Genomic DNA, 26,763 nt, shown 5'->3' on the forward strand with positions numbered 1-26,763 from the left:
TCCGGGCCTATAGGCCCGGAAAGTGCTCACATGCGGAGTGGATGCGGTCGAGGGCCTCGGCGAGGACGGGGCGGGCCATGGCGATGTTGAGGCGCATGCCCCCGCGGCCGGCCTCGCCGCACGCCGCGCCGTCGGTCATGACGACGCCCGCCTCGCGGGTGAAGAACGCCGACGGCGCCTCGTCGAGCCCCAGGCCCCGGGCGTCGAGCCACGCCAGGTAGGTGCCGTCGGGCACCGTCACCTCGATCCAGGGGAGCTCCGCCGCGGCGAGCAGGGCGCGGTTGCCGTCGAGGTAGGCGAGCACGTCGTCGAGCCAGACGCGCGCGTCGCGGTAGGCCGCGGTGCTCGCCAGCACGCCGGGGGTCGCGGTGCCGTGCTCGGCGAGGTAGCCGGTCGCGGTCCAGTGCTCGGCGTCGGCGTCGTTCGACAGGATCACCTGCCCGCACTTGAGCCCCGGGGTGTTCCACGCCTTCGACGCCGAGGTCGCGGTGATCGTGTGCCCGGCGGCCGCGGCGGAGGTGGTCGCGTAGGGCCGGTGCCGGGCGCCGCCGAAGGTCAGCGGCGCGTGGATCTCGTCGGCGAACACGCGCGCCCCGTGCCGCTCGACGACCTCGGCCACCGCGGCGAGCTCGTCGGCGTCGAACACCCGTCCGGTCGGGTTGTGCGGGTTCGTCAGCACCAGCAGGCCCGCCCCGTCGGCGAACGCGCGGTCGATCGCGTCGAGGTCCAGCGCGAGCCGCCCGCCCGTCCGCGCCATCGGCACCTGGACCAGCGGCCGGTCGAGCATCGCCGGCACGGTCAGGAACGGCATGTACGCCGGGGTCGGCAGCACGATCGCGCTGCCGGGGCGGGTGAAGTGGCGGACGGTGGCGGTGAACCCGGTCAGCACGTCGGGCACCGGGCGCACGCGCGACGGGTCCGGCGCCCAGCCGAAGCGGTCGCCCCAGAACGCGGAGGTCGCGGCGGCCATGTCGGCCACCCAGTCGTCGGGCAGGTAGCCGAACCGCGACCCGTCGGCGCTGGCCCGCACCGCGTCCGCGACGGCGTCGGCCACCGGGTAGTCCATCTCGGCGACGAACGCCCCGATCAGCCCGCGGCCGTGCGAGTCACCGGTCGTGGACCACTTCCAGGACCCGCCGGCCCGCATGTGCTCGGCGGTGAGGGCGTCGTACGGGTGCGGGGTCAGCGGGTGTCCTCGCCGATCTTGTGCACGCGCAGCAGGTTGGTCTTGCCGACGGTGCCGGGCGGCGAGCCGGACACGATGACCACGAGCTCGCCCGCCGCGAAACGCCCGATCTCGAGGAGGCACGCGTCGACCTGCCGGATCATCGCGTCGGTGGTGTCGGCCCAGTCCACGAGGAACGTCTCCACGCCCCACGAGAGCGCGAGCTGGCTGCGGACCTCGGGGATCGGGGTGAACGCCAGCACCGGCAGCCGGGTGTGCAGCCGCGCGAGGCGCCGGACCGTGTCGCCGGTGCGCGTGAACGCCACGAGCGCGCGGGCGTTGAGGCGCTCGCCGATGTCGCGCGCCGCCGTGGTGACCACGCCCCGCTGGGTGCGCGGCACGTGCTGGATCGGCGGCACCGACGCCGGGCCGACCTCGACCGCGGCGACGATGCGCGACATCGTCGACACCGTCTCGATGGGGTACTCGCCGACGCTCGTCTCGCCCGAGAGCATCACCGCGTCCGCCCCGTCGAGCACCGCGTTGGCGACGTCCGAGGCCTCGGCGCGGGTCGGCCGGAAGTTGTGGATCATCGACTCGAGCATCTGGGTCGCGACGACCACCGGCTTGGCGTTCTCGCGCGCGATCTGCACCGCCCGCTTCTGCACCAGCGGCACGTCCTCGAGCGCCAGCTCCACGCCCAGGTCGCCGCGGGCCACCATGATCGCGTCGAACGCCAGCACGATCGCCTCGAGCGCGTCGACCGCCTCGGGCTTCTCGAGCTTCGCGATCACCGGCAGACGCGCGCCCACCTCGTCCATGATCTTGTGGACGAGCTCGGCGTCGGCGGGCGAGCGGACGAACGACAGGGCGATCATGTCGACGCGCAGCCCGAGGGCGAAGCGCAGGTCGGCCTCGTCCTTCTCGCTCATCGCCGGCACCGACACCGCGGTGTTGGGCAGCGAGATGCCCTTGTGGTCGGAGACCCGGCCCCCCTCGACCACGCGGGCGACGACGTCGCGGCCCTCGACCGCGGTGACCTCGAGGGCCACGTTGCCGTCGTCGACCAGCAGGGACTCGCCGGCGCGGACGTCGTCGGCGAGGCCGGAATAGGTGGTGGAGACCCGGTCGTGGGAGCCCTCGACGTCCTCGGTGGTGATGCGCACCGTCTCGCCGGTCGCCCACGTCTGCGGACCGTCGGCGAACGTCCCCAGACGGATCTTCGGGCCCTGGAGGTCGGCGAGGATGCCGACCGCGCGGCCCTCGGCGTCCGCCGCCTCGCGCACGAGCCCGTAGACGCGCTGGTGCTCGGCGTGGGTGCCGTGGCTGAAGTTGAGCCGGGCGACGTCCATCCCGGCGCGGACGAGGTCGCGGACGGCCTCCGGGGTGGAGGTCGCGGGCCCCAGCGTGCACACGATCTTGGCTCGTCGACTCACGGCCCCATGCTAGCCAGCACTGCACCGATCCAGCAGTGCTCCGGCCGACGCGGAGCCGACGGGCGGACGCCCGACTACGGTGAGCCGATGAGCGCGGCAGCCCCACCCCAGGGTCCCGACGACCCGGGACCGGCCGCCGCCGCAGGTCCGCCCCGCGACATCGGCGACCTGCCCGGCGGCGCGACGGGCGGGGTCACCGGCGCCACCGTCGACCGCGGGCCGGCGGCGGTCGTGCGACCGGCGCGGCGCTGGGAGGTCCCGGTCGCCCTGGAGATCGCCAGCGGCCTGGCGTGGCGCGTGCTGCTGCTCGCCGCGGCGGGCTACGCGGTCCTCTACGTCATGGGACTGCTGCAGGCGGTGCTCATCCCGGTGGTGCTCGCGGTCATCGCCGCCTCCCTGCTCGCCCCGGAGGCCCACGCGCTGTCGCGACGGTTCGGCCCCGTGCCGCACGCGCTGGCCACCGCGCTGGTCCTCTTCGCCGGGATCGCGCTCGTCGGCGGCGTGTTCTACGGCGTCGTGCTGGCGTTCATCTCCGGCCTGCCCGACCTGACGACCCAGCTCACCGCGAGCCTCACCGGCATCCAGGAGTGGCTGCGGACCGGGCCGCTCGGGCTCAACAACGAGCAGTTCACCGCGATCGGCAACCAGGCCATCGCCTATCTCCAGTCCAGCCAGGCGACGCTCGCCACCAGCGCGCTCGGCGCCGTCGGCACGCTCGGCGAGCTGATCACCGAGATGCTGCTGACGCTGTTCACGCTGATCTTCCTGGTCTACGACGGCGGCATCGTCTGGCGCTTCGTGCTCGCCGGCGTCCCGAAGGCCGCGCGCGACCGTGCCGACGTCGCCGGCCGCCGGGCGTTCGCCTCGCTCGTCGGCTACACGAGGGCCACGGTGCTCGTCGCGGCCGCCGACGCGGTCACCGCCGGCGTCGGCCTGTGGCTCATCGGGGTGCCCCTGGCCGTCCCGCTCGCGGCGCTGATCTTCTTCGGCGCCTTCGTGCCGACCCTCGGCGCGGTCGTCACCGGCGTCGTCGCCGTGCTCGTCGCCCTGGTCAGCGGCGGGCTGACCGACGCGCTGCTCGTCGTCCTGCTCCTGCTCGTCGTGCAGAACATCGAGGGCTACATCCTCCAGCCCCTGCTGCTCGGGCGATCGATCAAGCTGCACCCGCTCGCCGTCGTCCTGCCCATCGCGTGCGGCCTGGTGATCGCCGGCATCCCCGGCGCGCTCCTGGCGGTGCCGCTGGTGACGGTGGTCGACGCGGGCGTCCGCTCGCTGGTCCGCCCCACGGACGGCGAGGTCGACCCGGCGACGGTCAACCCGCTCGACCCGCGCTCCGGACGCCCCGAGTGGCTCGACGTCGAACCCACCCCCGGCCACCTGCGCGGGCGCATCGCGAGCCTCTTCCGGCGCCGCGCCACCAGGGTCGACGGGTGAGCCTCAGCTCGCCGACGTCACCCGGTAGACGTCGTAGACGCCCTCGACGTTGCGGACGGCCTTGAGCACGTGACCGAGGTGCTTGGGGTCGCCCATCTCGAACGAGAAGCGGCTCACCGCCACGCGGTCGCGGGACGTGGTCACCGACGCCGAGAGGATGTTGACCTTCTCGTCGGCGAGGACCTTGGTGATGTCGGAGAGCAGGCGGTGCCGGTCGAGCGCCTCGGCCTGGATCGCGACGAGGAACAGCGCGCTCGACGACGACGCCCAGTGGACGTTGACCAGGCGCTCGGGCTCGCTGCGCAGCTCGTCGGCGTTGGTGCAGTCGGTGCGGTGCACGCTGACCCCGCCGCCGCGGGTGACGAAGCCGAGGATGCCGTCGCCCGGGACCGGCGTGCAGCACCGCGCCAGCTTGATCCAGACGTCGGAGGAGTCGTCGGACCCCCCGCTGCCGTCCATGTCGTCGATAACGACGCCGACGTCGCCGGTGCCGCGCCGGCGCTGGACCGTCGACGGCGTCGCGCGGTCGGCGAGCTCCTCCTCGTTCTGCTCCACCCCGCCGAGCAGGGCGACGAGGCGCTGGACCACGTGGCGCGCCGAGACGTGGTGCTCGCCGACGGCGGCGTAGAGCGCGGAGACGTCCTGGTAGTGCAGCTCGTGGGCGAGCGCGCCCATCGAGTCGGCGGAGACGAGGCGCTGCAGCGGCAGGCCGGTGCGCCGCGCCTCGCGGGTGATGGCCTCCTTGCCGCCCTCGATCGCCTCCTCACGGCGCTCCTTGGCGAACCACTGCTTGATCTTCTGCTTGGCCCGCGGCGAGGCGACGAACGACAGCCAGTCGCGCGACGGCCCGGCACCCTCGGCCTTCGACGTGAAGATCTCGACGACCTCGCCGTTCTCGAGCTCGCGCTCGAGCGCGACCAGGCGGCCGTTCACGCGGCTGCCGATGCACTTGTTGCCGACCTCGGTGTGCACGGCGTACGCGAAGTCGACCGGCGTCGACCCGCTGGGCAGCGTGATCACGTCGCCCTTCGGCGTGAACACGAAGATCTCGCGGGTGGCGAGGTCGTAGCGCAGGGACTCGAGGAACTCGCCGGGGTCCGCGGCCTCGCGCTGCCAGTCGAGCAGCTGGCGCATCCAGGCCATCTCGTCGAGCTCGAGGGTGCCGTCACCGGCGGAGCCGGCCGAGCCGTTCTTGTGCGCGCCCCCGCTCCTGGTCTCCTTGTACCGCCAGTGCGCGGCGATGCCGTACTCGGCGGTGCGGTGCATCTCGTGGGTGCGGATCTGCACCTCGAGCGGCTGCCCGTCCGGCCCGATCACCGTGGTGTGCAGGGACTGGTAGACGCCGAAGCGCGGCTGGGCGATGTAGTCCTTGAACCGCCCGGGCATCGGCTGCCACAGCGCGTGGACCATGCCCATCGCGGCGTAGCAGTCGCGGACGTCCTCGACGAGCACCCGCACGCCCACCAGGTCGTGGATGTCGTCGAAGTCCTTCCCCTTGACGATCATCTTCTGGTAGATCGAGTAGTAGTGCTTCGGCCGTCCGAGCACCTCGGCCTTGACCCGCGCCTCGGTCAGCTGCCCGGAGACCTCGTCGATCACCGTGCGCAGGTAGGTGTCGCGGCTCGGCGCCCGGTCGGCGACCAGGCGCACGATCTCGTCGTAGCGCTTGGGGTGCAGGATCGCGAAGGCGAGGTCCTCGAGCTCCCACTTGACCGTCGACATCCCGAGGCGGTGGGCCAGCGGCGCGAGCACCTCGAGGGTCTCGCGGGCCTTCTTCGCCTGCTTCTCGGGCTTGAGGAAGCGCATCGTGCGCATGTTGTGCAGCCGGTCGGCCAGCTTGATGACGAGCACGCGCGGGTCGCGCGCCATCGCGACCACCATCTTGCGGATGGTCTCGGCCTCGGCGGCCGCGCCGAGCTGGACCTTGTCGAGCTTGGTGACGCCGTCGACGAGGTGGGCGACCTCGGCGCCGAAGTCGGCCGAGAGCTTGTCCAGCGAGTAGGCGGTGTCCTCGACGGTGTCGTGCAGCAGGGCCGCGACCAGCGTCGTCGTGTCCATCCCGAGCTCGCCGAGGATGGTGGCGACGGCCAGCGGATGGGTGATGTACGGGTCGCCGCTCTTGCGCATCTGGCCGTCGTGGAAGCGCTCGGCGGTGTCGTAGGCGCGCTGCAGCGTGCCCATGTCCGCCGAGGGGTGCAGCTCGCGGTGCACCGCGGCCAGCGGCTCGAGCACCGGCTTGACCGCGCCCGAGCGCTGGGCGGTGATGCGCCGGGCGATGCGGGCGCGCACGCGGCGCGTGGCCGACGGCGGGCGGGTGGGGCCGACGGGCCGCGCGGGCGAGAGGCCGGCGGCGTCGAGGACGGCGTCCTCGGAGGCCGAGGACGCGTCGGCGGGGCCGGACCCGGTGCTCGTGGCGCGCGGGGAGCCCGGCCCGGTGCCTGCGGCGTCGACGTCCTGGCTCACGCGTCGTCCCCTTCCCCTCCGGGCGGCCCGCCGCACTCGTGTGCCGTGGCGCCCGGAATCCATCCAGGATATCTCCGCCGGGGCGACGTGTCCGGACGGTCGGGGCCCGATCGGGCCATCGGTCGCCCGCGATCGGTACGCGTGGGTGACGACGATCGCCACGGTCGGGGCGGCCCCGGGCTGCGGCGGGCGGTCCGGCGGCCGTCGGTCACCGCGCGAGGAGCGGGCCGACGGTCGCGGTGCGCTGCTCCGGTCCGGCCGGCGTGCCTGCGGTCGGCGGCACGGGCGCGTGCGCTCAGCGGGCGAGGAGGGTGTGCACGGGCCGGTCGCCCAGCCGCGCGCGCCCGCCGAGGGCGGGCAGCTCGAGCACCATGGAGATCGCCGCGACCTCCGCCCCCGCGCCCTCGACCAGCTCGCACGCCGCGGCCGCCGTGCCGCCGGTGGCGAGCACGTCGTCCACCAGCAGGGCCCGCTCCCCGGGGCGCAGGACCTCGGCGGGGAGCTCGAGGGTCGCCGACCCGTACTCCAGGTCGTAGGACCGGCGGGCGGCCACCACCGGGAGCTTGCCCTGCTTGCGCACCGCCACGACGCCCACGCCGAGCGCGTGCGCCACCGCCGCGCCGAGCAGGAACCCCCGGGCCTCGATGCCCACGACGACGTCGGCGGCGTGGTCGCCCTCCCCCGCGCTCGCGGCGAGCAGGCGGGTGGTCGCGGCGAGCCCGGGGCCGTCGGCGAGCAGGGCGGACAGGTCCCAGAACCGGATGCCCGGCGTCGGGAAGTCCGGGACGTCGCGCAGGAGCCCGGCGACGACGTCGAGGTCGGTGTCGGCGGCCGTGTCCACCGTGTCGGGGTTCACCGGCGCCGCTTGCCCGACGGCCGCCCGGCCTTGCCCGCGGGCCGCGCGCCCGGGCGGGGCGCGCCCGCGCCGGTGGCGGCCCGGCTGCCGGCCCGCGGCGCACTCGACCGGCCCGCCCCGGCCGCGGCGACCTCGCGGGTGTCGAGGACGTCGGTGCTGGGACCGGAGCCGGCCCCGGTGCCCGCCCCCGCCGGGGTGGCCGGGGTGCCCGACCCCTCGCCGTCGGCCGCGGGCGACGACGCCCGGCGCGCGGCCTTGGCCCGCCGCGCCGCGACCTTCTCGGCCTGCGCGGCCCAGCGCCTGTCGCGCATCGCGAGGTCCGCCACGATCGGCGTCGCGAGCAGCACCGACGACGCCGCCCCGACGATGGTGCCGACGAGCTGGACCAGCGCCAGGTCCCCGAGCACGCCGACGCCGAGCAGCACCACGCCGATCACGAACAGCCCGATCAGCGGGAGCGCGGCGATGAGCGAGGTGTTCAACGACCGCATGAGGGTCTGGTTGACCGCGAGGTTCGCGGCCTCGGCGTAGGTGCGCCGCGTGAGCCCGAGCAGGCCGCGGGTGTTCTCCCGGACCTTGTCGAACACGACGACGGTGTCGTAGAGCGAGAACCCGAGGATGGTCAGCAGGCCGATGACCGTCGCGGGCGACACCTCGAAGCCGACCAGCGAGTACACGCCGGCGGTGATGATGATGTCGTTGGCCAGCGCCACCAGGGCCGCGAAGGCCATGCGTCTCTCGAAGTAGAACGACAGGTAGATCGTCACCAGCACGAGGAACACCGCGAGCGCGATGAGCGCCTGCTGCGTGATCTCCCCGCCCCAGCTCGCGCTGACCGCGCTGTCGGAGATCGAGTTCGGGTCGGGCGCCCCCGTGGTGCCCAGCGGCTGGAACCGCTCGAACAGCGCCTCCCGCAGCGCCACGACCTGCCCGATCTCGAGGCGCTCGGACCGGATGATGATCGTCGCGGTGTCGCCCTGACCGGCGCTCTGCACGGTGGTGGCCGGGAAGCCCAGCGCCTGCTGGTAGGTCTCCTCGACCTGGCTCGTGGAGATGGGGCCGTTCGCGCCCGTGGCGGGCAGCTGGACGCTGGTGCCGCCCTCGAAGTCGATGCCGAAGTTGAAGCCCCGGATGACCATCGACAGGACGCAGATGACGATCGCGGCACCGAAGATCGCGTACCAGGTCCTCGAGCGCCCGACGATGTCCAGACCGCCGTTGCCGCGGTAGAGCGCGTCGAGCCGGCTGCGCCGGCGCGGCGTGCGCGACGCCGCGGCCTCGTCGGCGGCGTCCTCGCGGGCGTCGTCGAGGTCCTCGGCGGGCTCGTCGGTGTCGTCGCGGTCGGCGAGGTCGTCGCGGTCCAGCTCGTCGGGACGGTCGCCGTCGACGGGCTCGCCCGTGCCGGTCGCGAACTGGGGCCGGCGTCCGGTGGGGCCGGTGGAGTGGGTCATCGGTCACCCCCGCGCTGGGTGCGGCCGCGAGCGGTGCCGGCGCCGGCGCGGGCGCCGGAACCCGACGAGCCGGTACCGGACGAACCCGAGCCCGACGAGCCCGTGCCCGACGAGCCCGTGCCCGACCGGCTCGCGGTGCCCGACCGGCCCGCCGGGCGCCGCCCGCCCGGGCGCGGTGGCCCGGAGCCGGACCGTGGCGCGGCGCGCGCGGCCTTCCCGAGCCCGGACCACGCCGGGCTCGAGAACAGTCGGGAGTTCGACGCGAGGGCGAGCAGAGGGTGCGTCACGAGGAACACCACGATGAGGTCGAGGACCGTGGACATGCCGAGGGTGAACGCGAAGCCCTTGACCTGGCCGACGGCCAGCGCGTAGAGCACGACGGCGGCGATGAAGCTCACCGCGTCGGCGGACAGGATCGTGCGCCGCGCCCGCACCCACCCGCGCGGCACCGCCGACCGGAAACTGCGTCCCTCGCGGACCTCGTCCTTGATCCGTTCGAAGAAGACGACGAACGAGTCGGCCGTGATGCCGATGGCGACGATGAACCCGGCGACGCCGGCCAGGTCGAGGGTGAAGCCGATCCCGCGCCCGAGCAGCACGAGCACGGCGTAGACGACGAGCCCGGACAGGATCAGCGACAGGATCGTCAGCACGCCGAGCGCGCGGTAGTAGAACAGCGAGTACAGGAAGACCAGCGCGAGGCCGACGAGACCCGCGATCAACCCGGCCTGCAGCGAGGCGAGCCCGAGGGTCGCCGAGACGGTCTGGGCCTCGGAGACGTCGAACGACAGCGGCAGCGACCCGTAGCGAAGGATGTTGGCGAGGTCGGTGGCCGACTGCTGGTTGAAGTTGCCCGAGATCTGCGCGTTGCCGTCGAGCAGGGGCTGCACGATGCGCAGCGCCGAGACGACCTGCGAGTCGAGCACCACCGCGTTCAGGTTGTTGACGTTCGCGCTGGTGTAGTCGGCCCAGGTGTCGGACGGCTGCCCGCTCTCGAAGGCGAGGTTGATGATCCAGCCGACGCCCTGGGGGTTCGGGGCGGGCGTCGCGCTGGCGATGTCGGTGCCCGAGAGGATCGCGGGGCCGAGCAGGTACTTCTCGGTGCCCTCGCGGTTGCACGTCACGAGCGGCCGGGCCGGGTCGTCGTAGCCGCGCAGCGGGTCCTCGACCGAACAGTCGAGCGCCAGCGCCGCCTGCTCCTGGACCGCGGGGTCCTCGCTCTGCCGGGTCGCCTTGGCCTCGGCGATCGCCTGCGCCTGGCGCGGGTCCTGCGACGTGCCGCCACCGGCCTCCCCGCCGCCCGGCGGGGGCGGCGTCGGGACCGGCGGCTGCTCCGGCGCGGCGATCGGGGCGCTCTGCCCCGCCGGGGTCTGCCCGGGGGTGCCGGCGCCGGTCGCGCCGCCGGGTGTCGCCGCACCCTCCGGGGGCGCGCCGGGCTGGCCCGGCTGCCCGGGCTGGCCCGGCTGCTGCGCCGGGATCGGACCGCCGATCACCGGGCGGAAGTACAGCCGCGCGGTCTGCCCCAGCGACCGGGCCTGGTCGCCCTCCTGGCCGGGCACGGTGATGACGATGTTGTTGCCGCTCTGCACGACCTCGGCACCGCTGACGCCGAGACCGTTGACGCGCTGGTCGATGATCTGGCGCGCGAGGTTCAGCTGCTCGTTGGTCGGCGCGACACCGGTCTCGGTACGCGCTGTGAGCGTCACCCGCGTGCCGCCCTGGAGGTCGATGCCGAGCTTCGGCGTCGGCGACCCGTCCCCGGTGAAGAACACCAGCCCGTAGAGCGCCGCCACGATCACCACGAAGGCGGCGAGGTAGCGCCCGGGCGAGAACCGGACGGTCGGAGGGGCCACGCTGCGTTGCTCCAGGAGGTCGGGTGGGGTCAGCCGGGGAGGGGCTCGACGCGAGGGTAGGCGCCGGGTCCGACGCTCCCCGCGCCGCCCCGCCCGCTACCGGTCGTGCGCAGCGTCAGGACGAGCGCGGCGAGGAGACGTTGTCGGTGGTCCCGGCCGAGGTGCTCGAGGAGGTGTCCGCCGTGACGTCCGCGCCGTCCCTCGTGTCCGCCTTCGGCGCGGGGTCGACGGCCGTGGACCCGGTGGACACCGACGACTCGGGCAGCGCGTCGGCGTCGGCGGCGTCACCGTCGGCGTCGGCGTCGACCACGGCGTCCTCGGCCACGAGCTTCTCGCGCACCGCGGCGCGCAGCCAGGTGGTGACGACGTCCGGGGCGATCTCGAGGTCGATGGTGCGCTCGTCGTCGACGTCGACCACCGTGCCGCTGATGCCGGACGTCATGACGACCACATCGCCGACGTGCAGGCTGTTCTGCAGGTCCTTCTGCTGGTTCTCCTGCTTCTTGCGCTGCCGGCTGGACATGAACACCAGACCGATCATGAACAGGATGAGCAGGGGGAAGATCAGGTCCATCGTTCTCCGATCACCGGGCGGGCGCTTCGGTCTCGCACCCCGCACTGTCCGTTTCCGAGTCTGCCAGCTCAGGCGAACAGGGTCCCCTGGCCCCGGTCGTCATCGCTCCGGTCGGCGGGGGGCTCCTGCCCCAGATGGCGCCACGCCGCGGGGGTCGCGACGCGCCCACGCGGTGTCCGGGCGAGCATCCCGGCGCGCACGAGGTAGGGCTCGCACACCTCCTCGACCGTGCCGGGCTCCTCGCCCACGGCCACCGCGAGGGTCGACACCCCCACCGGCCCGCCGCCGAAGCTCCGCACGAGCGCCCCGAGGACGGCACGGTCCAGCCGGTCGAGACCCAGCTCGTCGACGTCGTAGACGGCCAGCGCGGACCGGGCGACCTCGCGCGTGACCGCCCCGTCGGCGCGCACCTCGGCGTAGTCGCGCACGCGGCGCAGCAGGCGGTTGGCGATGCGCGGCGTCCCCCGCGACCGCCCGGCGATCTCGCGGGCGCCGTCGGGGCGCAGGTCGACCTCGAGGATGCGGGCGCTGCGGGTGAGCACCTGCTCGAGGTCGCTGGGCTCGTAGAACTCCATGTGCGCGGTGAAGCCGAAGCGGTCGCGCAGCGGGCCGGTGAGCGCGCCGGCGCGCGTCGTCGCCCCGACCAGCGTGAACGGGGCGACGTCCAGCGGGATCGACGTCGCCCCGGGCCCCTTGCCGACCACGACGTCGACGCGGAAGTCCTCCATCGCGAGGTAGAGCATCTCCTCGGCGGGCCGGGCCATGCGGTGGATCTCGTCGATGAACAGGACGTCGCCCTCGAGCAGGTTCGACAGCATCGCCGCCAGGTCGCCGGCGCGCTCCAGCGCCGGGCCCGAGGTGATGCGCACGGCGCTGCCGAGCTCGTGCCCGATGATCATCGAGAGGCTCGTCTTGCCCAGCCCGGGCGGGCCCGAGAGCAGCACGTGGTCCGGCGGGGCGCCGCGGCGCAGGGCGCCCTGGAGCACGAGGTCGAGCTGCTCGCGCACCCGGGGCTGGCCGATGAACTCCGCGAGCCGGGCGGGGCGCAGGCGGTTCTCGAGGTCGCCCTCGCCGTCCTCGACCCCCGCGTCGAGGGCGCGCCGGAGGCTGCCCTCCAGATCGTGGTCGCTCACCGCGCCGGCCCGAGACGGGAGAGCGCGGCGCGCAGGACGGCCGACGAGTCGGAGGTGCCGTTGCTGCCGGTGCTGCCGGTGCTGCCGGTGCTGCCCAGGACCTCGTCGACGGCCTTCTCGGCGGGCTTGGCGGCGAAGCCGAGGCCGACGAGCGCCTCGACGACCTGGTCGCGCAGCGTGCCGGCGGCGACCGGGCTGCTCGCCACCTCGCCGTCGGCGCCGTCGGCGTCGGCGGGGCTCGGTGGGGCGACCTTGTCGCGCAGCTCGACGACCAGCCGCTCGGCGCCCTTGCGCCCGATGCCCGGCACGCTCATCAGCGTCGTGAGGTTGCCGTCGGCGAGCGCGTGGCTCAGCGCCCCAGGGTCGAGCACCGCCAGCGTCGCCAGCGCGACCCGCGGCCCCACCCCGGACACCGTCTGGAGCAGCAGGAACATCTCGCGCTCGGCGGCGTCGGCGAACCCGTAGAGCGTCAGCGAGTCCTCCCGGACCACCAGCGCGGTGTCCAGCCGCGCCTGCTGGCCGCGGCGCAGGCGCGCGAGCGTCGCCGGCGTGGCCTGGACCGCCAGCCCCACCCCGCCGACCTCCACCACGGCGTGGTCGAGCCCGACCGCCAGGACCTCCCCCCGCACCGACGAGATCACCGCACGGCCCTCCGGTCCCACCCGACGAACAGACGTTCGAAGGCTACCGGCCGCCCCCGACGCTCCCGGGGACCGCCGCGCCCGGGCGCCCTGACGGGCGAGGGGCACGGTCGTCGGGCGCCGGGGCGCGTCGATCGTGCGAAACGTGCCGCTCGGGGCGCGCGACGCCCACGACACTCTCGAGAGATCGACGTGGAGAGCACCCCGCAGAGCGGTCGTCCGCCGACGGGTGGCGGTGGCGCGTGGGCGATGCCGCCGGCGGGACCTCTCCACAACGATCTCTCCGGAGTGTCACCGGTGCTGGCGAGGGGCACGGTCCGCAGGCGCCGAACGCTGTCGATCGTGCGGCACGTGCCCCTCACCCGAGGAGGAACTCCGCGAGCACCGGGGCCAGGACGGCGGGGAGCACGATGTGGGCCTGGTCGGGCAGGGTGCGCCGCGCGGCGCCGGGGACGGCGGCGGCCACGGCCGCGACGGCGTCACGCACCCAGTCCGGGCTCGCCCCGCCGTCGAGGGCGAGCAGCGGCACGCCGAGTCCGGCGAGCCGGTCGGCGGGGACGGGACCGCGGGCGACGAGCGCGACGTCGCACGGCAACGACGGGGCCAGGGCGACGGTGCGCGCCCAGAACGGGGTGGTGCGCAGGCGCGCGACCGGGGCGGGCGCCGCCGCCGGGAAGCCGTCGAGGAACGCGGCCGCGGCGTCGTCGTCCCGGCCCGCGCGCAGGGCCGCGAGCACGGCGTCGGCGAGGGTGCTGCGGGGCGCGGAGCCGGCGCCGCGCCACGGCGGCTCGTGCGCCACGACCCGGCCCGCGGGGACGCCCCGCAGCACCGCCTCGAGCACGAGGACCGCGCCGGCCGAGTGCCCGTAGAGCGCCGGAGGACCGCCGGCGCCAGCGGCATGGGCGGCGTGGGTGGCGTGGGTGGCGTGGGCGACGACGGCGGCGAGGTCCGCGACCTCGGCGGCCACCAGGTCCTCGCCGTCCGGGCCTCCGGCGTCGACCGACGGGTCGGGCACGCCGTCGCTGTCGCCCCGGCCGCGGCGGTCCCAGAGGTGCACGGTCGCCCGGTCGGCGAGGGTCTGCGCGAGCACCCGGACGCTCGCCCGGTCCTGCAGCGCGCCGGGCGTCAGCACCAGCGGCGGACCCTCGCCCACCGTCTCGACCGCGAGCCGGGTGCCGTCGGCCGAGGTGACGTGGGCGAGGGTCACCGGGCGGCGCGTCGGGCGGCGGCGAGGCGGGCGCGGTGGTGCTTCGCGACCTCGGCGGCGCGGGCCTCGGCCTCCGCCATGCGCGCGATCATCGGGGCGCGCCAGCAGTGGCAGACCGCGAGCGCGAGGGCGTCGGCGGCGTCGGCGGGGCGCGGGGCGGCCTCGAGCGCGAGGACCCGCGTCACCATCGTCGTGACCTGCTCCTTGCCCGCGCGCCCCGACCCCGTGACCGCGGCCTTCACCTCGCTGGGCGTGTGGAAGGCGACCGGCAGCCCGGCGCGCCCCGCGACCAGCGCGACGACCCCGCCGACCTGCGCGGTGCCCATCACCGTGCGCACGTTGTGCTGGGCGAACACGCGCTCCACGGCGACCACGTCGGGCCGGTGCTCCGCGATCCACGCCTCGACGACGTCGGCGACGGCGCCGAGGCGCTCGGCGACCGCCGCCTCGGGCGGGGTGCGGACGACGTCGACGGCCACGGCGCGCACCGTGCGCCCGCCGCCGCCCTCGACCACGCCCAGACCGCACCGCGTCAGCCCGGGGTCGACGCCCAGCACCCGCATGTCCGGGACGCTACGCGGCGCCCCGCCCCCGGTCCGGTCCTCGTCCCCCGGACCGGCGTGTCCCGGTGATCGACCGGCGAGCGCGGGATCGGCATGCTGGCCGCGCCGCCGCCGCCCCGAGGAGGACCCACCCGTGACCAACAGCCCCACCGAGGAGCCCCGCCCGCCGTTCCCGCCGTTCGACGAGGAGGCGGCGCGGGCGAAGGTGCTCGCCGCGGAGAACGCCTGGAACACCCGCGACCCCGAGAAGGTCGCGCCGGCCTACACGGTGGACACGGTGTGGCGGAACCGCGACGAGTGGGTCACCGGCCGCCAGGAGGTCGTCGACTTCCTGACCCGCAAGTGGGAGCGCGAGCGGGACTACGTCCTGCGCAAGTCGTTGTGGACCTTCGGTGGGCACCGCATCGCCGTGCGCTTCCAGTACGAGTGCCGCGACGCCGCCGGGCAGTGGTGGCGCTGCTACGGCAACGAGAACTGGGAGTTCGCCGACAACGGGCTCATGGCCCGGCGGGAGGCGAGCATCAACGACGTCCGCATCGCCGAGGAGGAGCGCCGGCTGCACGGCCCGCGCGCGGACGGGGACACGAGCGAGATCCCGATCTGAGCCGCCCGTCCGGTCGCCGATCGTCGGCCGGACGCAAGGTTGCACCTCTGCCGGTCGGGGCATCGGAGTGACGTCGATCACGGGCGTGGACGTCGGGAGGCTGGCGTGGTGCAGACAGGTCGCGGACGGACGCGGGACCGCGTCGGGCGGTCGGCGCGACGGGCGGCGTTCCCGCTCGCCCTCCTGGCCCTCGTCTCCGCCGCCGGCGCCGGGTGCGCCGCCTCGCCCCCGCCGTCGGGACCCGTGCCCCTCGTGGAGTTCTCCGCCGACGGCCCGGACGGGGCCGCCGCGTTCGGCAGCTATGTCCTCGTCGGCGACCTGCCCGCCCGCTCCGCGCCGACCTTCGACCAGCTGCCTTTCCGTGCCCGGGTCCCCGCCGGTCCGGGGACGATCACGCCGCAGATGTCGGTCTCGGTGGTCGACGTGTCGCCGGGCTCGACGGTGACGTGCCGCATCACGCTCGACGGGCGGGTGCTCGTCGAGGAGACCGCGGCCGCCCCGGGCCCGGACCTCGAGTGCGTCGCTCCCGCCACGTCGACCGGGTGACGGTCACGGTCGCGGCCCCGGGTCGTCGTGGCGGAAGGTCACGCTGACCCGCGGGCCGGCGCCCGGCCACTTCGGCACCGTGTGCTGCCACTCGTGCTGGCAGCGCCCTCCCATGACCAGCAGGTCGCCCCCGGCCACCGTCAGCCGCGTCGAGGCGCCACCGGCCAGGGGCCGCAGCCCGAACCGGCGGGGCGCGCCCAGCGAGACGATCGCGACGATCGGCGCCTCGTGGGTGAAGCGGACCCGGTCGCCGTGCCAGGCCACCGAGTCGTCGCCGTGGCGGTAGTAGTTGGCGCCCACCCGGTCGAACCGCACGCCGTACCGCGCGGTGAGCGCCGCGGCGACGGCGGGCATCGGGTCGGGCGCCTCGTGGATGCGCCACCCGCAGGTGAGCCGCGGCTCCATGACGTCCTGGTCGTACATCCGGCGGCGTCGCTGGTCCCACGGCGCCTCGGCGACGATCGTGTCGAACCAGTCGTCCGCCCCGGTGATCCAGGCGGGGGCGAGGTCGACCCACGAGCGCTCGTCCAGGACGATGCGCCGCGGCACGACCGTCGGGTCCACGCCCGGGCCCTCGGCGCTCTCGCCCCCACCGAAGAGTGAGGGCGTCCATGCTGCGGTCATCGCCGTCCAGTAGAACACATGTTCGATCGGAGGCCCACCATGCCGAGCAAGCACGTCGTCGTCCACGGGCAGGTGCAGGGCGTCTTCTACCGGTCGAGCGCGCGGGACACCGCGACGGAGCTCGGCGTCACCGGCTGGGTGCGCAACCGCGACGACGGCAGCGTCGAGATGCTCGTCGAGGGCGAGGACGACGCCGTCGACCGGATGATCGCCTGGGCCCGCGAGGGGTCACCGCAGGCGCGGGTCCGCGACGTCGAGGTCAGCGACACCGACCCGCAGGGGACGCGGTCGTTCGAGGAGGCGTGAGGAGCACCGCGGCGCAGGTCCGCCGCTTCCGCCTGCACCGCCAGCACCTCGCCGGGCGCGACGGCGAGGGCCCGGTGGCGATCGCCCGCCGGCTGCTCGGCGTGCAGGCGCAGGTGCCCTCGGCCGCGGCGCAGGCGGTCGCGTCGCGCACGGCCGCGGGCCGCGCCGACGGCGGCACCGTCGACGCCGCGCTCGCGGCCGGGACGCTCGTCCGGACCTGGGCGGCGCGCGGCACGCTGCACCTGCTCGCCGCCGACCAGGCGCCCGCGCTGCTCGCGCTCCTCGCCGCGGCGCGGACCTGGGACAAGGGCGCGTGGCAGCGAGAGTTCGCGACCGCCGAGCAGATGCGCGCGCTCGAGGCCGCGGTGGTCGAGGTGCTCGCCGACGGTGCCGTCCTCACCCGCGAGGAGCTCACCGCGGGCCTCGTCGCGCACAGCGGCCACACCGACCTCTCCGCGGCGCTCGGCTCGGGGTGGGGCGCGGTGCTCAAGCCGCTGGCCTGGCAGGGCCTGCTCTGCCACGGCCCGCCGGCCGGCACCCGCGTGACCTTCACGAGCCCGCGCACCGCCGTCGCCGCCTGGCCCGGCCTCCCCGACCCCGACGAGGCCGCGCGGACGGTCGTGCCCGCCTTCCTCGCCGCGCACGGGCCCGCGACGCCCACCGCGTTCGACGCGTGGCTGCTGCGCGGCGGGACCCCGAAGGCGCGGCTGCGGCGCTGGTTCGCCGAGCTGGTCGCCGACGGCACGCTCACCGAGGTCACGGTCGACGGCGAGGCCCGGTACGCGCGCACCGGCGACCTCGACGACCTCGCCGCCGCCGACCCCGTCGGGGTGCGGCTCCTCGGGCCGTTCGACCCGTACGTGCTCGGGACCGGCACCGCCGACCCCGACCTCGTGCCGCCGGAGCACCGCCGGGAGGTGAGCCGCGCCGCGGGCTGGATCGCGCCCGTGGTCGTCGACGACGGCCGGGTGGTGGCCACCTGGAGCGCCGACGAGGGACGCCTCGCCGTCGTCCCGTTCGGGGCCCCCGTCGCCGTGCCGGACGACGAGCGCGCGACGTGGAGCCGCGTGCTGGGCCGGGAGCTCACGGCGCCGGGGTGACCCCGGGTCGAGCGCCGTCGACGGCGAGGGTGACGACCAGCCCCGCGTGGTCGGTGCCGGGTAGCTCGCGGGTGACCACGTCGAGCGGGCTCGCGCGGCCCGACACCAGGACGTGGTCGATCGTCGCGAACGGCGGGACGGCGCGGTCGGTCGGCCAGGTGCCCCGCAGGCCCGCGCCGACGGCGTCCGCCGCGTCGTCCCACCCGCCGGCGAGCAGCGTGCGCAGCGGGCGGTGGTCGAGGGTGGCGTTGAGGTCGCCGACGACGAGACGCGGCGGCTCGTCCGGCGACCCCGCGGGCGCCGGGAGGTCGGTGATCTCCTGCGCCCAGCCGGTCGGGTCGCCGCGGAAGACCGGCGCGGCCGGGTGGGCGACGACGACGTCGACCGGTCCGCCCGGCCCCAGCACCCGCCCCTCGACCTGCGCGAACACGCCCTCGCGCAGCACCATCCCCGACGGCGCGAGCCGGTGGCGGGCCAGCAGCGCGGTGCCGCCCGCCCCGTCGCGGGCCCGGGAGCTGACGAACGGGAGCTCCGCGGCCAGGCCCGCCGCGGCGAGGGCCCGCTCGGACGCCGGCGTCAGCTCGGTGAGCCCGAGGACGTCGACCCGGTGCTCGCGGACCAGCGCCACCACCGCCGCCGGGTCCGCCCGGCCGAACTGCAGGTTCACCGACGCGACGGTCACCGTCGTGCTGCCGGGACGGCCCGGCGCGACGGCCGGGTCGCCGTCGCCGATCGCCCGCGGGACGACGACGGCCGCGAGGACCACGGCCGCCACCAGCGCGACGGCCGCGGACGCCCACCGGCGCAGTGCCCCCGCGAGCAGCGCCACCAGCGCCGCGAGCGCGGCGACGACCGGTGTGAGGGCCAGCAGCGCGAAGGCCACCGGGGAGCCCGTCGGCGCCCACCACCAGAACGGCACCCAGGCGGCCACCGCCGCCGCGGCGACCCCGAGCAGCGCGCCGACCACGCGGCTCACGAGGGAGCCGGGGCCACGCGCTCGAGGCGCAGGAGCTCCACGCCGGCGCTGTCGACGAGCCGGCCGGTCTCCGCGTAGCCGGCGCGCCGGTAGAGCCGCAGGTTCTCCTCGCTGCGCGCGCCCGTGACCAGCCAGCTCACGTCGCCGGCGGCGAGCTCGGCGTGGGCGCGCTCGACGAGCGCGCGTCCGATGCCGTGGCCCTGGGCGTCGGGCGCGACGGAGAAGCGGGCGAGCTCGACGCACCCCGTCCCCGTGCCCGCGCCGGCCCCGCGCAGGCGCACCGACCCGACCAGCCGCTCGCCGACCCACGCCCCGAACGCCCGCACGTCGGGGCGCTGCAGGTCGGCGGCCAGCTCGGCCACCGTCTCGCGCAGCGGCGGAATCTCGGTGGTGCCGTAGCGGCGCGCCTCGGAGAGGTACGCCGCGTACTGCACGGTCAGCGCCTCCCCGGCGTGGGCCGCCGCGAGGACGGCGACGACGCACGGCGCGGGGGCCATCGGGGGCGGTCGCCCGTCAGCCGACCGTCGACCGACCGTCAGCCCACCTCGGCCATGACCTCGTCGGAGGCGTCGAAGTTCGAGTAGACGTTCTGGACGTCGTCGGAGTCCTCGAGGGCGTCGATGATCCGCAGCACCTTGCGGGCCCCGTCCGCGTCGACCTCGACGTTCATCGACGGCACGAACGACACCTCGGCGGAGTCGTAGTCGATGTCCGCCTCCTGCAGAGCGGTGCGGACGGTGACGAGGTCGGACGCCTCGGTGAGCACCTCGAAGCTCTCGCCGTAGTCGTTGACCTCCTCGGCGCCCGCCTCGAGCACGGCGAGCAGGAGGTCGTCCTCGGCGAGATCGCCGGACGCCTGCGTCTTGGGGACGATGATGACGCCCTTGCGGTTGAACAGGTACGCCACCGAGCCCGGGTCGGCCATCGCGCCGCCGTTGCGGTTCATGGCCGTGCGGACCTCGCCGGCGGCGCGGTTCTTGTTGTCGGTGAGGCACTCGATGAGCACCGCGATGCCGCCCGGGGCGTAGCCCTCGTAGGTGATCGCCTGGTACTCGGCGCCACCGGCCTCGGCCCCCGACCCGCGCTTGACGGCGCGGTCGATGTTGTCGTTGGGCACCGAGGTCTTCTTCGCCTTCTGGATGGCGTCGTAGAGCGTCGGGTTGGCCGCCGGGTCGCCGCCCCCGGTGCGGGCCGCGACCTCGATGTTCTTGATCAGCTTCGCGAACATCTTGCCGCGCTTCGCGTCGATCGCGGCCTTCTTGTGCTTCGTGGTCGCCCACTTGGAGTGGCCGCTCATCGTCTCCCGCCCTTCGTCTCGCGCGTCCCTCTCGCGGGACCTCCCGCGGCGCCGCTCCCGGGGGCCCCGGCCGGCCCTGACGGCACTGACGCACGGCTCACCGCCGCGCACGCATCCAACGATCCAGTCTACCGAGGTCCTCCCCGCCGCTCCGGGACGGTACGGTGCCGACACAGCTGAGTACCGATGCGACACCCAGGCCTGACGACGGGAGCCCGATGGACGTCACCACGCGCGAGCGCACCCACACCTGGTCCGACCCCCGGGCGCTCGCCGCCCAGGCCGCCGGCCACGACGGGCTCGGCTTCCTGCGGGCCATGGCCGACGGGACGCTCCCCCCGCCGCCGATCATGACGCTGGTGGGCGGGGGGATCGAGTCCGTCGAGCGCGGGCGCGTGGTGTTCGCGTTCGAGCCCGCCGAGCATCACTACAACCCGATCGGCTCGGTGCACGGCGGCGTCTACGCGACGTTCCTGGACTCCGCGGCCGGCTGCGCCGTGCAGAGCACGCTCGAGGCCGGCGTCGGCTACACCAGCCTCGACCTGTCGGTGAAGTTCCTGCGCCGCCTCACCGCCGACTCCGGCACCTGCCGCGCCACCGGCCACGTCGTGCACGCCGGGCGCAGCACCGCGCTGGCCCGCGCGGAGATCGTCGACGGCGCCGGGCGGCTGGTGGCCGAGGCGACGTCCAGCTGTCTGATCATGCGCAGCTGATCCCCGGGAGGCACACGTCACAGCGGCTGTGCTGGGGTCGGCGGGGACCCAACGCCGGGACTCCCCTGCCACCTCTGCCGACGACGAAGGGCCTCGATGCCTGCGCAGCGCCGCGTGACGCGCACCCTGCTCGCCGGGGTGGCCACCACCCTGGTCGCTCTGGCGAGCGCCTGCGGGGCGCAGACGACCGCGCTCGCGCCCGGGCCGCCGGGCCCCCAGGCACCACCGGCGGCTCCGGCGGGCGCCGCCACCCAGGGCCTGGTGCGGGTCCCGCTGGGCGTGCCGCCGGGACTCGCCGCCGACCCGTTCGACGTCCCCCGCGAGGCCCTCGTCCCTCCCGACTGGACGCTGTCCGTGTGGGCGCGCGTCGAGGGGGCCCGTGCCCCGGCGTGGGCCCCGGACGGCGCGCTGCTGGTGTCGCGGCCCGACGCCGGCGAGGTCGTGCGGCTGGCGCCGGGGCCCCGCGGACCGGACACGAGCACGCTCGTCAGCGGGCTCACCCAGCCCAACGGGCTCGCGCTCGCCGGCGACCGCCTCTACATCGCCGAGAGCGACGCCGTCCGCTCCTACCCGTACCGGGACGGCACGCTGGGCCCGCCGACCACGGTGGTGGAGGGCCTCCCGGACGCGCGCAGCCCCGAGCTGCGCGGGCGGTACGCGCACGCGCTCAAGTACGTCACGGTCGGTCCCGACGGCGCGGTCTACGTCTCGATCGGCTCCACCGGCAACGTCTCCCCCGAGGACCGGGAGGCCACGCCGCAGCGCGCGGCGGTCCTGCGCGTGCCCCCGGGCGGCGGGCCGGCCGAGGTGTTCACCCGCGGCGTGCGCAACGGCTCCGGCCTCGCCGTGGCCCCCGACGGCGGCGTCTGGGTCGCGGTCAACAACCGCGACAACATCCCCTATCCCTACGACCGGCCCTACCGCGGGAACGGGCCGTCAGACTTCGGCCGCGTCATCCCGGACTACGTCGACGACCTCCCGCCCGAGGAGCTGGCACGGCTCCTCCCGGGTCGCGACCTGGGCTGGCCCTACTGCAACCCCGACCCCGACGTGCGCGCCGGTGATCCCGACAGCCCCGTCGACCCGTCGGACATCCCGCTGGTGCCCGACGCCGAGACCAACCCGGGCGGGCGCGTGCTCGACTGCGCGGCACTGCGCCCCGTCGAGCAGATGGTGGGCGCGCACTCGGCCCCCCTCGGGCTGGCGTTCACGACGCTGCCCCCGCCCTACGGGCTGGGCGCCGTCGTCGGTGTCCACGGCTCGTGGAACCGGCAGGCGCCCCGCGCGCCGGAGGTCTCCTTCTACCCCTGGGAGAACGGCACGCTGGGCGGGCAGCGCACCCTCGTGGGCGGCTTCCAGGCGCCCGACGGGTCCCGGTGGGGACGCCCGGTGGCCCCCGCCCCCGGTCCGGACGGCGCCGTCTACGTGACCGACGACGAGGCCGGGGCCGTCTACCGGCTCGCCCCGCCCGGTCGGTAGCGCCCAACCGTTTCGATCCCCGGCGCGTCGGGCACGTGATGGGCGCCACGCCACCCACGGGAGGGGACCCATGAGCGACGACCAGATCACCGTCACCCGTACCGTCGACGCCAAGCCCGACCAGCTGTTCTCGCTGCTGGCCACGCCGGGGCGCCACCACGAGTTCGACGGCGCGGGCATGCTCCAGGGCGTCGACGGCAACGCGACGGTCAGCGGCGTCGGTGACCAGTTCGTCATGAACATGCGCAACGACGCGCTGGGCGACTACCAGATGCTCAACACCGTCACCGCCTACGAGCAGGACCGCGAGATCGCGTGGGCGCCGCAGCTGCACCCGCTCGACGGCTACACCGACAAGCTCGGCGACGTGCAGGCCAAGGGCCACGTCTGGCGCTGGCGGCTCGAGCCGTCGGGCAACGGCACCGAGGTCACCCAGACCTACGACTGGAGCGGGGTCCGGGACGACCAGTTCAAGGGCTTCTTCCCGATGGTCACCGAGGACCAGATGGGCCGGACGATCGACAAGGTCTCCGAGGCCGCCACCTCCTGAGCGACCTCCCGCGCGACACGTCAGCCGGGGTCCGGGCCGCGCGCCCCGGGCCCCGGCGTGCTGCGGAGCCGGTCGCCGGTGGCGACGCGATGGCCGGCGGCGCACTCGGCGACCAGCGTCACCGGCTCGCCGCAGCCCTCGTGGCGCACGACGACCGGCGGCGCGTCGGCGCGGTGCCGGTCGCCGTACTCCATGAGCGCCATGAGCACCGGGCGCAGGTCGTGCCCGGCCGCGGTCAGCCGGTACTCGCGACGGGCCCGGCGCCCCGGCTCGCGGTACTCCGCGGTCTCGACCAGCCCCGCCTCGGCCAGCAGCGCGAGACGCCGCGCGAGGACCGTGCGCGCGATCCCCAGGTGGGCGACGAGATCGTCGAACCGCCGGACGCCGTGGAGCAGGTCGCGGACGACGAGCACGGTCCACGGCTCGCCGAGCACGGTCATGGTGCGCGCGATCGAGCACGCGCCGCTGTCGAGGTCGCGCCAGCGCAGGGGCTCCGTCATGCCGACACCTCCCGTACGAGCTCGATCGCCCGGGCCAGGGTGTCGAGCCGCTCGCCCAGGTCGGCGCCCGCCGGGTAGAGCCGCACCGTCGTGATCCCCGCGGCACGCCACACGCGCAGCCGCTCGCGCACCGCGTCCTCGGTGCCGATCAGCGTCGTCGCGGCGACCATGTCCCGGGGCACCGCGGCCGCCGCGTCCTCCCGCCGCCCCGCCTGCCACAGCCCGCGGACCGCGGCGGCGACCTCGCGCCAGCCCTGGCGGGCGTAGGCGTCGTGGTAGAAGTTCCGCGTCGCCGAGCCCATGCCGCCGAGACTGAACGCGAGGCCCGCCCGCCGCTCGTCGAGCATCGTGGCGAGCTCGGCCTCGTCCCGCGCGAAGGCGACCTCGGCGCCCTGACACAGGTCGAGGTCCGCCAGCGTGCGCCCCGCGGCCGCCGCGCCCGCCGCGAGCGGCTCCAGCGAGGTCGCCGCGCCCTCCGGCACGAAGCTCGTGCCGAGCCAGCCGTCGGCGACCTCCCCGGTGAGGTGCAGCATCCTCGGCGACAGGGTGGCGAGGTAGACGGGGACGCGGTGCTCGGCGGACACCGACACCCGCATCGGGCGGGCCTCGCCGGGCAGCGGCACCGTCACGTGCCGGCCGTCGTGGCGGACCTTCTCCCCCGCCATCACCCGGCGGACCACCTCCACGGTCTCGCGCATCCGCCCCAGCGGGTGGGCGAACGGCACGCCGTGCAGTCCCTCGAGCACCTGCGGCCCCGAGCTCCCGAGACCCAGCAGGAAGCGGCCCTCCGACATCGTCTGCAGCGTCAGCGCGGTCTGCGCGATGAGCGCGGGTGACCGCGTGCCCACCTGCACGACGCCCGACCCGAGCAGCAGCCGCTCGGTGCGCGCGGCGAGGTAGCCCAGCGGCGACGGGGCGTCGGAGCCCCACGCCTCGGCGACCCAGCACACGTCGAGCCCGAGGCGCTCGGCCTCGACGACGAAGTCGACCGTCTCGGCCCACGGCGCGCCGGAGGCCTCGATCGTCGTGGCGCTGCGCATCACGCCTCGGCGCGCTCCTTGATCCCGGCCAGCGTGCGCTCGATGCTGCGCTGCCACTCGCGCACGCGTCCGGCCACGATCCGCTCCTCCTTGTCGGGCATCCGCTCGATGACCGACGTGAGGTTCGACGGCCCCGGCCCCAGCCGCGCCCACTGGCGCAGCTCGGTGCCGGCGGCGGTGGGCGTGAGCGTGAAGCGCCACGTCGCGGTGGGGTTGTCGGGGTCCATGACGACCCACGAGAAGCAGCGGGCCTCGTCGCACTCGACGACCGTCGAGACGGTCTCCCACTCCCCGGCCTGCGGGTGGGCGTTGCGGCCGCGGAAGCGGTGACCCACCGAGGGCTCCTCGCCCTCGCCCGGCCCGTCCGGGGCAGGCAGCCAGTGCGCCTCCTGGAGCTCCTCGGAGGTCTCGGCGACGACGCCGATGTCCCGGACCAGCGGCCACACCCGCGCGGGCGGGGCCGCGACGTGGACGGACGCCTCGACGGTGGGGCAGTCGGCGTAGCGCATCGCCGCAGCGTAGCGGGCTGGGTCCGCGCCCGACACCCAGCGACTAGGTGTTGACGCGGTCGCGGACCTGGCGCAGGAACAGGTCGTGCAGGCGGGCGTCGCCGGTCTGCTCGGGGTGGAAGGCCGTCGCCATCACCGGACCCTGGCGCACGGCCACGACCTTGCCCGACGCCTCGCCCCGCACCGTCCCGGGCACGCGGGCGAGCACCTCGACGCCGCGTCCGGTCGACTCGACCCACGGCGCGCGGATGAACACCGCCCGCACCGGGCCGCCGTGGACGCCGGTGACCGCGAGGTCGGTCTCGAACGACTGCACCTGGCGGCCGAAGGCGTTGCGGCGCACGGTGATGTCCAGGGCGCCGAGCTGGTGCTGGTCGGGCCGCGCGTCGACGGCCTCGCGGGCCAGCAGGATCATCCCCGCGCACGACCCGAACGCCGGCATCCCGGCGCGCAGGCGCTCGCGCAGCGGCTCGAGCAGCTCGAACGCCTCGAGCAGCTTCGACAGCGTCGTCGACTCGCCGCCCGGAAGCACGAGCCCCGCGACCCCGGCGAGCTCGGACGGGCGGCGCACCGTGCGCGCGTCGGCCCCGCACGCGCGGAGGGCGTCGAGGTGCTCGGGGACGTTGCCCTGGAGGGCCAGGACGCCGACGGGTGCGCTCACGCCCTCCAGTCTAGGAACCCGTCAGCGCGGTAGGACGAGACGCAGCACGCGCCGGGTCGCCGACGTCGCGGCGTGGCCCCACGCGTTGAGCGGGGCCGTGACCACGGACTTCGCGCCGCGGCTCCAGGCGTCGGCCCGGCGCGGCGGACACCCCGGACGCATGCGGGTCAACCGGCTGCACCGCGCAGCCGGGCACCCGCCGCGCGGTCACAGGATCGGCGTCCCGCCGGTGACCGCGATCCGGGCGCCGGAGACGTAGCTCGCCTCGTCCGAGGCCAGCATGACGTACACCGGGGCGAGCTCGACGGGCTGGCCGGCACGCCCCAGCGGCGTGTCCTGCCCGAAGGACGCCACGGCCTCGGCGGGCATGGTCGCGGGGATCAGCGGGGTCCAGATCGGGCCGGGGGCGACGCTGTTGGCGCGGATGCCGCGGTCGCCGTACTGACGGGCGAGTGCGGCGGTGAAGTTGGCGATGCCGGCCTTCGTCGCGTCGTAGGCGATGAGCCCGGGTGGCGGGTTGTCGGAGTTGATCGACGTCGTGTTGATGATCGACGCCCCGGCACCCAGGTGCGGCAGCGCGGCCTTCGTGACGTGGAACATCGCGTCGAGGTTGGTGGCGATCGTGCGGTCCCACTCCTCGTCGGGGACGTCCTCGAGGCGGTCGCGCACCATCTGGAAGGCCGCGTTGTTGACGAGCACGTCGAGACGACCGAACGCGTCGACGGTGCGGGCGACGAGGTCGCGGCACGCCTGCGGGTCGGTGAGGTCGCCGGGCACGCGCAGCACGCGGCGTCCGGCGTCGGTGACGAGGCGCTCGACCTCCTCGCCGTCCTCCTCCTCGGCCGGCAGGTGCCCGAACGCGACGTCGGCGCCCTCGCGGGCGAACGCGATCGCGACGGCCCGCCCGATGCCGCTGTCGCCGCCGGTGATCAGCGCGACCTTGCCGGTCAGGCGGCCCGACCCGCGGTAGCTCTCCTCCCCGCAGTCGGCCGGAGGCGTCATGGCGTGCTCGTAGCCGGGGTGCTCCTGCTGGTGACCACTCATCCCGGGGGGGTCACCGATCGGCCGGCGCGATATCCGGC

The 26,763-nt window shown here is 75.4% G+C and carries 28 protein-coding genes; 8 read left to right on the top strand and 20 right to left on the bottom strand.

Translation table 11 applies throughout. The features are described 5' to 3' along the window. Window positions 1–7 precede the first annotated feature (7 nt). Window positions 8–1,147: a MalY/PatB family protein gene (locus ACYX4T_RS07760; RefSeq protein WP_476013975.1), complete on the bottom strand. Its 1,140-nt coding sequence runs from the start codon at window positions 1,145–1,147 to the stop codon at window positions 8–10. Between the two features lie 35 nt (window positions 1,148–1,182). Then, window positions 1,183–2,601: a pyruvate kinase gene (gene pyk, locus ACYX4T_RS07765; RefSeq protein ID WP_476013976.1), complete on the bottom strand. Its 1,419-nt coding sequence runs from the start codon at window positions 2,599–2,601 to the stop codon at window positions 1,183–1,185. An 87-nt stretch (window positions 2,602–2,688) separates the two neighbouring features. Here pyk and ACYX4T_RS07770 point away from each other — a divergent pair, with 87 nt between their 5' ends. Beyond that, window positions 2,689–4,035: an AI-2E family transporter gene (locus ACYX4T_RS07770; protein WP_476013977.1), complete on the top strand. Its 1,347-nt coding sequence runs from the start codon at window positions 2,689–2,691 to the stop codon at window positions 4,033–4,035. 3 nt (window positions 4,036–4,038) lie between these two features. On the opposite strand, the gene ACYX4T_RS07775 is transcribed toward ACYX4T_RS07770, so the two are convergent. From ACYX4T_RS07775 to ACYX4T_RS07815, 9 genes are all read right to left on the bottom strand, one after another. Then, window positions 4,039–6,498: a RelA/SpoT family protein gene (locus ACYX4T_RS07775; protein ID WP_476013978.1), complete on the bottom strand. Its 2,460-nt coding sequence runs from the start codon at window positions 6,496–6,498 to the stop codon at window positions 4,039–4,041. A gap of 295 nt (window positions 6,499–6,793) precedes the next feature. Beyond that, complete coding sequence (locus tag ACYX4T_RS07780) at window positions 6,794–7,354, bottom strand: adenine phosphoribosyltransferase (protein ID WP_476013979.1); 561 nt, start codon at window positions 7,352–7,354, stop codon at window positions 6,794–6,796. Then, entirely contained in the window at window positions 7,351–8,805 is a 1,455-nt protein-coding gene (secF, locus tag ACYX4T_RS07785; protein WP_476013980.1) for a protein translocase subunit SecF, read from the bottom strand. Before secF ends, ACYX4T_RS07780 begins: the two co-directional genes overlap by 4 nt. Beyond that, a complete protein-coding gene (gene secD, locus ACYX4T_RS07790; protein ID WP_476013981.1) occupies window positions 8,802–10,658 on the bottom strand; it encodes a protein translocase subunit SecD in 1,857 nt (618 codons plus the stop codon). The genes secF and secD overlap by 4 nt, the downstream gene beginning before the upstream one ends. Window positions 10,659–10,773: 115 nt before the next feature. Further along, window positions 10,774–11,232, bottom strand: coding sequence for a preprotein translocase subunit YajC (gene yajC, locus ACYX4T_RS07795; RefSeq protein ID WP_476013982.1), 459 nt, complete (start codon window positions 11,230–11,232; stop codon window positions 10,774–10,776). Window positions 11,233–11,300: 68 nt separating this feature from the next. Further along, window positions 11,301–12,350: a Holliday junction branch migration DNA helicase RuvB gene (gene ruvB, locus ACYX4T_RS07800; protein ID WP_476015211.1), complete on the bottom strand. Its 1,050-nt coding sequence runs from the start codon at window positions 12,348–12,350 to the stop codon at window positions 11,301–11,303. 11 nt (window positions 12,351–12,361) lie between these two features. Continuing rightward, complete coding sequence (gene ruvA / locus ACYX4T_RS07805) at window positions 12,362–13,006, bottom strand: Holliday junction branch migration protein RuvA (RefSeq protein WP_476013983.1); 645 nt, start codon at window positions 13,004–13,006, stop codon at window positions 12,362–12,364. Between the two features lie 358 nt (window positions 13,007–13,364). After that, on the bottom strand, window positions 13,365–14,213 hold the full coding sequence (locus tag ACYX4T_RS07810) for an alpha/beta fold hydrolase (RefSeq protein ID WP_476013984.1): 849 nt from the start codon (window positions 14,211–14,213) through the stop codon (window positions 13,365–13,367). Beyond that, window positions 14,210–14,776 (bottom strand): crossover junction endodeoxyribonuclease RuvC, encoded by a 567-nt coding sequence (locus ACYX4T_RS07815; protein WP_476013985.1) that lies wholly within the window; start codon window positions 14,774–14,776, stop codon window positions 14,210–14,212. The genes ACYX4T_RS07810 and ACYX4T_RS07815 overlap by 4 nt, the downstream gene beginning before the upstream one ends. A gap of 133 nt (window positions 14,777–14,909) precedes the next feature. Here ACYX4T_RS07815 and ACYX4T_RS07820 point away from each other — a divergent pair, with 133 nt between their 5' ends. Further along, window positions 14,910–15,380, top strand: coding sequence for a nuclear transport factor 2 family protein (locus ACYX4T_RS07820; protein ID WP_476013986.1), 471 nt, complete (start codon window positions 14,910–14,912; stop codon window positions 15,378–15,380). A 105-nt stretch (window positions 15,381–15,485) separates the two neighbouring features. Further along, entirely contained in the window at window positions 15,486–15,926 is a 441-nt protein-coding gene (locus ACYX4T_RS07825) for a hypothetical protein (RefSeq protein ID WP_476013987.1), read from the top strand. Window positions 15,927–15,929: 3 nt separating this feature from the next. On the opposite strand, the gene ACYX4T_RS07830 is transcribed toward ACYX4T_RS07825, so the two are convergent. After that, a complete protein-coding gene (locus tag ACYX4T_RS07830; protein WP_476013988.1) occupies window positions 15,930–16,550 on the bottom strand; it encodes an alpha-ketoglutarate-dependent dioxygenase AlkB in 621 nt (206 codons plus the stop codon). 39 nt (window positions 16,551–16,589) lie between these two features. Here ACYX4T_RS07830 and ACYX4T_RS07835 point away from each other — a divergent pair, with 39 nt between their 5' ends. Next, window positions 16,590–16,856: an acylphosphatase gene (locus ACYX4T_RS07835; protein WP_476013989.1), complete on the top strand. Its 267-nt coding sequence runs from the start codon at window positions 16,590–16,592 to the stop codon at window positions 16,854–16,856. Beyond that, on the top strand, window positions 16,853–17,956 hold the full coding sequence (locus tag ACYX4T_RS07840) for a winged helix DNA-binding domain-containing protein (protein ID WP_476013990.1): 1,104 nt from the start codon (window positions 16,853–16,855) through the stop codon (window positions 17,954–17,956). The genes ACYX4T_RS07835 and ACYX4T_RS07840 overlap by 4 nt, the downstream gene beginning before the upstream one ends. On the opposite strand, the gene ACYX4T_RS07845 is transcribed toward ACYX4T_RS07840, so the two are convergent. Genes ACYX4T_RS07845 through ACYX4T_RS07855 form a run of 3 tightly spaced genes read right to left on the bottom strand, consistent with a single transcriptional unit; the run spans window position 17,940 to window position 20,229 of the window. Continuing rightward, window positions 17,940–18,932, bottom strand: a complete 993-nt coding sequence (locus tag ACYX4T_RS07845; protein ID WP_476013991.1) for an endonuclease/exonuclease/phosphatase family protein — start codon at window positions 18,930–18,932, stop codon at window positions 17,940–17,942. The two genes, ACYX4T_RS07840 and ACYX4T_RS07845, sit on opposite strands and share 17 nt — an antisense overlap. Beyond that, window positions 18,929–19,429: a GNAT family N-acetyltransferase gene (locus ACYX4T_RS07850; RefSeq protein ID WP_476013992.1), complete on the bottom strand. Its 501-nt coding sequence runs from the start codon at window positions 19,427–19,429 to the stop codon at window positions 18,929–18,931. The genes ACYX4T_RS07845 and ACYX4T_RS07850 overlap by 4 nt, the downstream gene beginning before the upstream one ends. A 38-nt stretch (window positions 19,430–19,467) precedes the next feature. Further along, the gene (locus tag ACYX4T_RS07855) at window positions 19,468–20,229 is read right to left on the bottom strand and encodes a YebC/PmpR family DNA-binding transcriptional regulator (RefSeq protein ID WP_476013993.1); all 762 of its coding nucleotides are present in this window, start codon (window positions 20,227–20,229) and stop codon (window positions 19,468–19,470) included. Between the two features lie 164 nt (window positions 20,230–20,393). Here ACYX4T_RS07855 and ACYX4T_RS07860 point away from each other — a divergent pair, with 164 nt between their 5' ends. The 3 genes from ACYX4T_RS07860 (at window position 20,394) to ACYX4T_RS07870 (ending at window position 22,971) form a co-directional block, all read left to right on the top strand. Then, entirely contained in the window at window positions 20,394–20,942 is a 549-nt protein-coding gene (locus ACYX4T_RS07860) for a PaaI family thioesterase (RefSeq protein ID WP_476013994.1), read from the top strand. Window positions 20,943–21,038: 96 nt separating this feature from the next. Then, window positions 21,039–22,421 (top strand): PQQ-dependent sugar dehydrogenase, encoded by a 1,383-nt coding sequence (locus ACYX4T_RS07865; protein WP_476013995.1) that lies wholly within the window; start codon window positions 21,039–21,041, stop codon window positions 22,419–22,421. Between the two features lie 70 nt (window positions 22,422–22,491). Continuing rightward, on the top strand, window positions 22,492–22,971 hold the full coding sequence (locus ACYX4T_RS07870) for an SRPBCC family protein (RefSeq protein ID WP_476013996.1): 480 nt from the start codon (window positions 22,492–22,494) through the stop codon (window positions 22,969–22,971). Between the two features lie 20 nt (window positions 22,972–22,991). Here ACYX4T_RS07870 and ACYX4T_RS07875 read toward each other — a convergent pair whose 3' ends face one another. The 5 genes from ACYX4T_RS07875 to ACYX4T_RS07895 all read right to left on the bottom strand — a co-directional run bounded on the left by ACYX4T_RS07875 (window position 22,992) and on the right by ACYX4T_RS07895 (window position 26,725). Beyond that, window positions 22,992–23,471: a winged helix-turn-helix transcriptional regulator gene (locus ACYX4T_RS07875; protein ID WP_476013997.1), complete on the bottom strand. Its 480-nt coding sequence runs from the start codon at window positions 23,469–23,471 to the stop codon at window positions 22,992–22,994. After that, window positions 23,468–24,511, bottom strand: coding sequence for an LLM class flavin-dependent oxidoreductase (locus ACYX4T_RS07880; RefSeq protein WP_476015212.1), 1,044 nt, complete (start codon window positions 24,509–24,511; stop codon window positions 23,468–23,470). The genes ACYX4T_RS07875 and ACYX4T_RS07880 overlap by 4 nt, the downstream gene beginning before the upstream one ends. Further along, complete coding sequence (locus tag ACYX4T_RS07885) at window positions 24,511–25,020, bottom strand: SRPBCC family protein (RefSeq protein WP_476013998.1); 510 nt, start codon at window positions 25,018–25,020, stop codon at window positions 24,511–24,513. The genes ACYX4T_RS07880 and ACYX4T_RS07885 overlap by 1 nt, the downstream gene beginning before the upstream one ends. A gap of 43 nt (window positions 25,021–25,063) precedes the next feature. Continuing rightward, the gene (pdxT, locus tag ACYX4T_RS07890; protein WP_476013999.1) at window positions 25,064–25,681 is read right to left on the bottom strand and encodes a pyridoxal 5'-phosphate synthase glutaminase subunit PdxT; all 618 of its coding nucleotides are present in this window, start codon (window positions 25,679–25,681) and stop codon (window positions 25,064–25,066) included. Between the two features lie 207 nt (window positions 25,682–25,888). Beyond that, a complete protein-coding gene (locus ACYX4T_RS07895) occupies window positions 25,889–26,725 on the bottom strand; it encodes an SDR family oxidoreductase (RefSeq protein ID WP_476014000.1) in 837 nt (278 codons plus the stop codon). Window positions 26,726–26,763: the final 38 nt, after the last annotated feature.

The organism is Actinomycetospora sp. ABD4_176, assembly GCF_056311855.1.

Bases quoted from the DNA above. Each gene is read 5' to 3' on its own strand.
- ACYX4T_RS07760 (WP_476013975.1), bottom strand. From the start codon at position 1,147: ATGCGGGCCGGCGGGTCCTGGAAGTGGTCCACGACCGGTGACTCGCAC.
- ACYX4T_RS07770 (WP_476013977.1), top strand. From the start codon at position 2,689: ATGAGCGCGGCAGCCCCACCCCAGGGTCCCGACGACCCGGGACCGGCC.
- secF (WP_476013980.1), bottom strand. From the start codon at position 8,805: ATGACCCACTCCACCGGCCCCACCGGACGCCGGCCCCAGTTCGCGACC.
- yajC (WP_476013982.1), bottom strand. From the start codon at position 11,232: ATGGACCTGATCTTCCCCCTGCTCATCCTGTTCATGATCGGTCTGGTG.
- ACYX4T_RS07815 (WP_476013985.1), bottom strand. From the start codon at position 14,776: ATGCGGGTGCTGGGCGTCGACCCCGGGCTGACGCGGTGCGGTCTGGGC.
- ACYX4T_RS07830 (WP_476013988.1), bottom strand. From the start codon at position 16,550: ATGACCGCAGCATGGACGCCCTCACTCTTCGGTGGGGGCGAGAGCGCC.
- ACYX4T_RS07835 (WP_476013989.1), top strand. From the start codon at position 16,590: ATGCCGAGCAAGCACGTCGTCGTCCACGGGCAGGTGCAGGGCGTCTTC.
- ACYX4T_RS07850 (WP_476013992.1), bottom strand. From the start codon at position 19,429: ATGGCCCCCGCGCCGTGCGTCGTCGCCGTCCTCGCGGCGGCCCACGCC.
- ACYX4T_RS07855 (WP_476013993.1), bottom strand. From the start codon at position 20,229: ATGAGCGGCCACTCCAAGTGGGCGACCACGAAGCACAAGAAGGCCGCG.
- ACYX4T_RS07865 (WP_476013995.1), top strand. From the start codon at position 21,039: ATGCCTGCGCAGCGCCGCGTGACGCGCACCCTGCTCGCCGGGGTGGCC.
- ACYX4T_RS07870 (WP_476013996.1), top strand. From the start codon at position 22,492: ATGAGCGACGACCAGATCACCGTCACCCGTACCGTCGACGCCAAGCCC.
- ACYX4T_RS07875 (WP_476013997.1), bottom strand. From the start codon at position 23,471: ATGACGGAGCCCCTGCGCTGGCGCGACCTCGACAGCGGCGCGTGCTCG.
- ACYX4T_RS07880 (WP_476015212.1), bottom strand. From the start codon at position 24,511: ATGCGCAGCGCCACGACGATCGAGGCCTCCGGCGCGCCGTGGGCCGAG.
- ACYX4T_RS07885 (WP_476013998.1), bottom strand. From the start codon at position 25,020: ATGCGCTACGCCGACTGCCCCACCGTCGAGGCGTCCGTCCACGTCGCG.
- ACYX4T_RS07895 (WP_476014000.1), bottom strand. From the start codon at position 26,725: ATGAGTGGTCACCAGCAGGAGCACCCCGGCTACGAGCACGCCATGACG.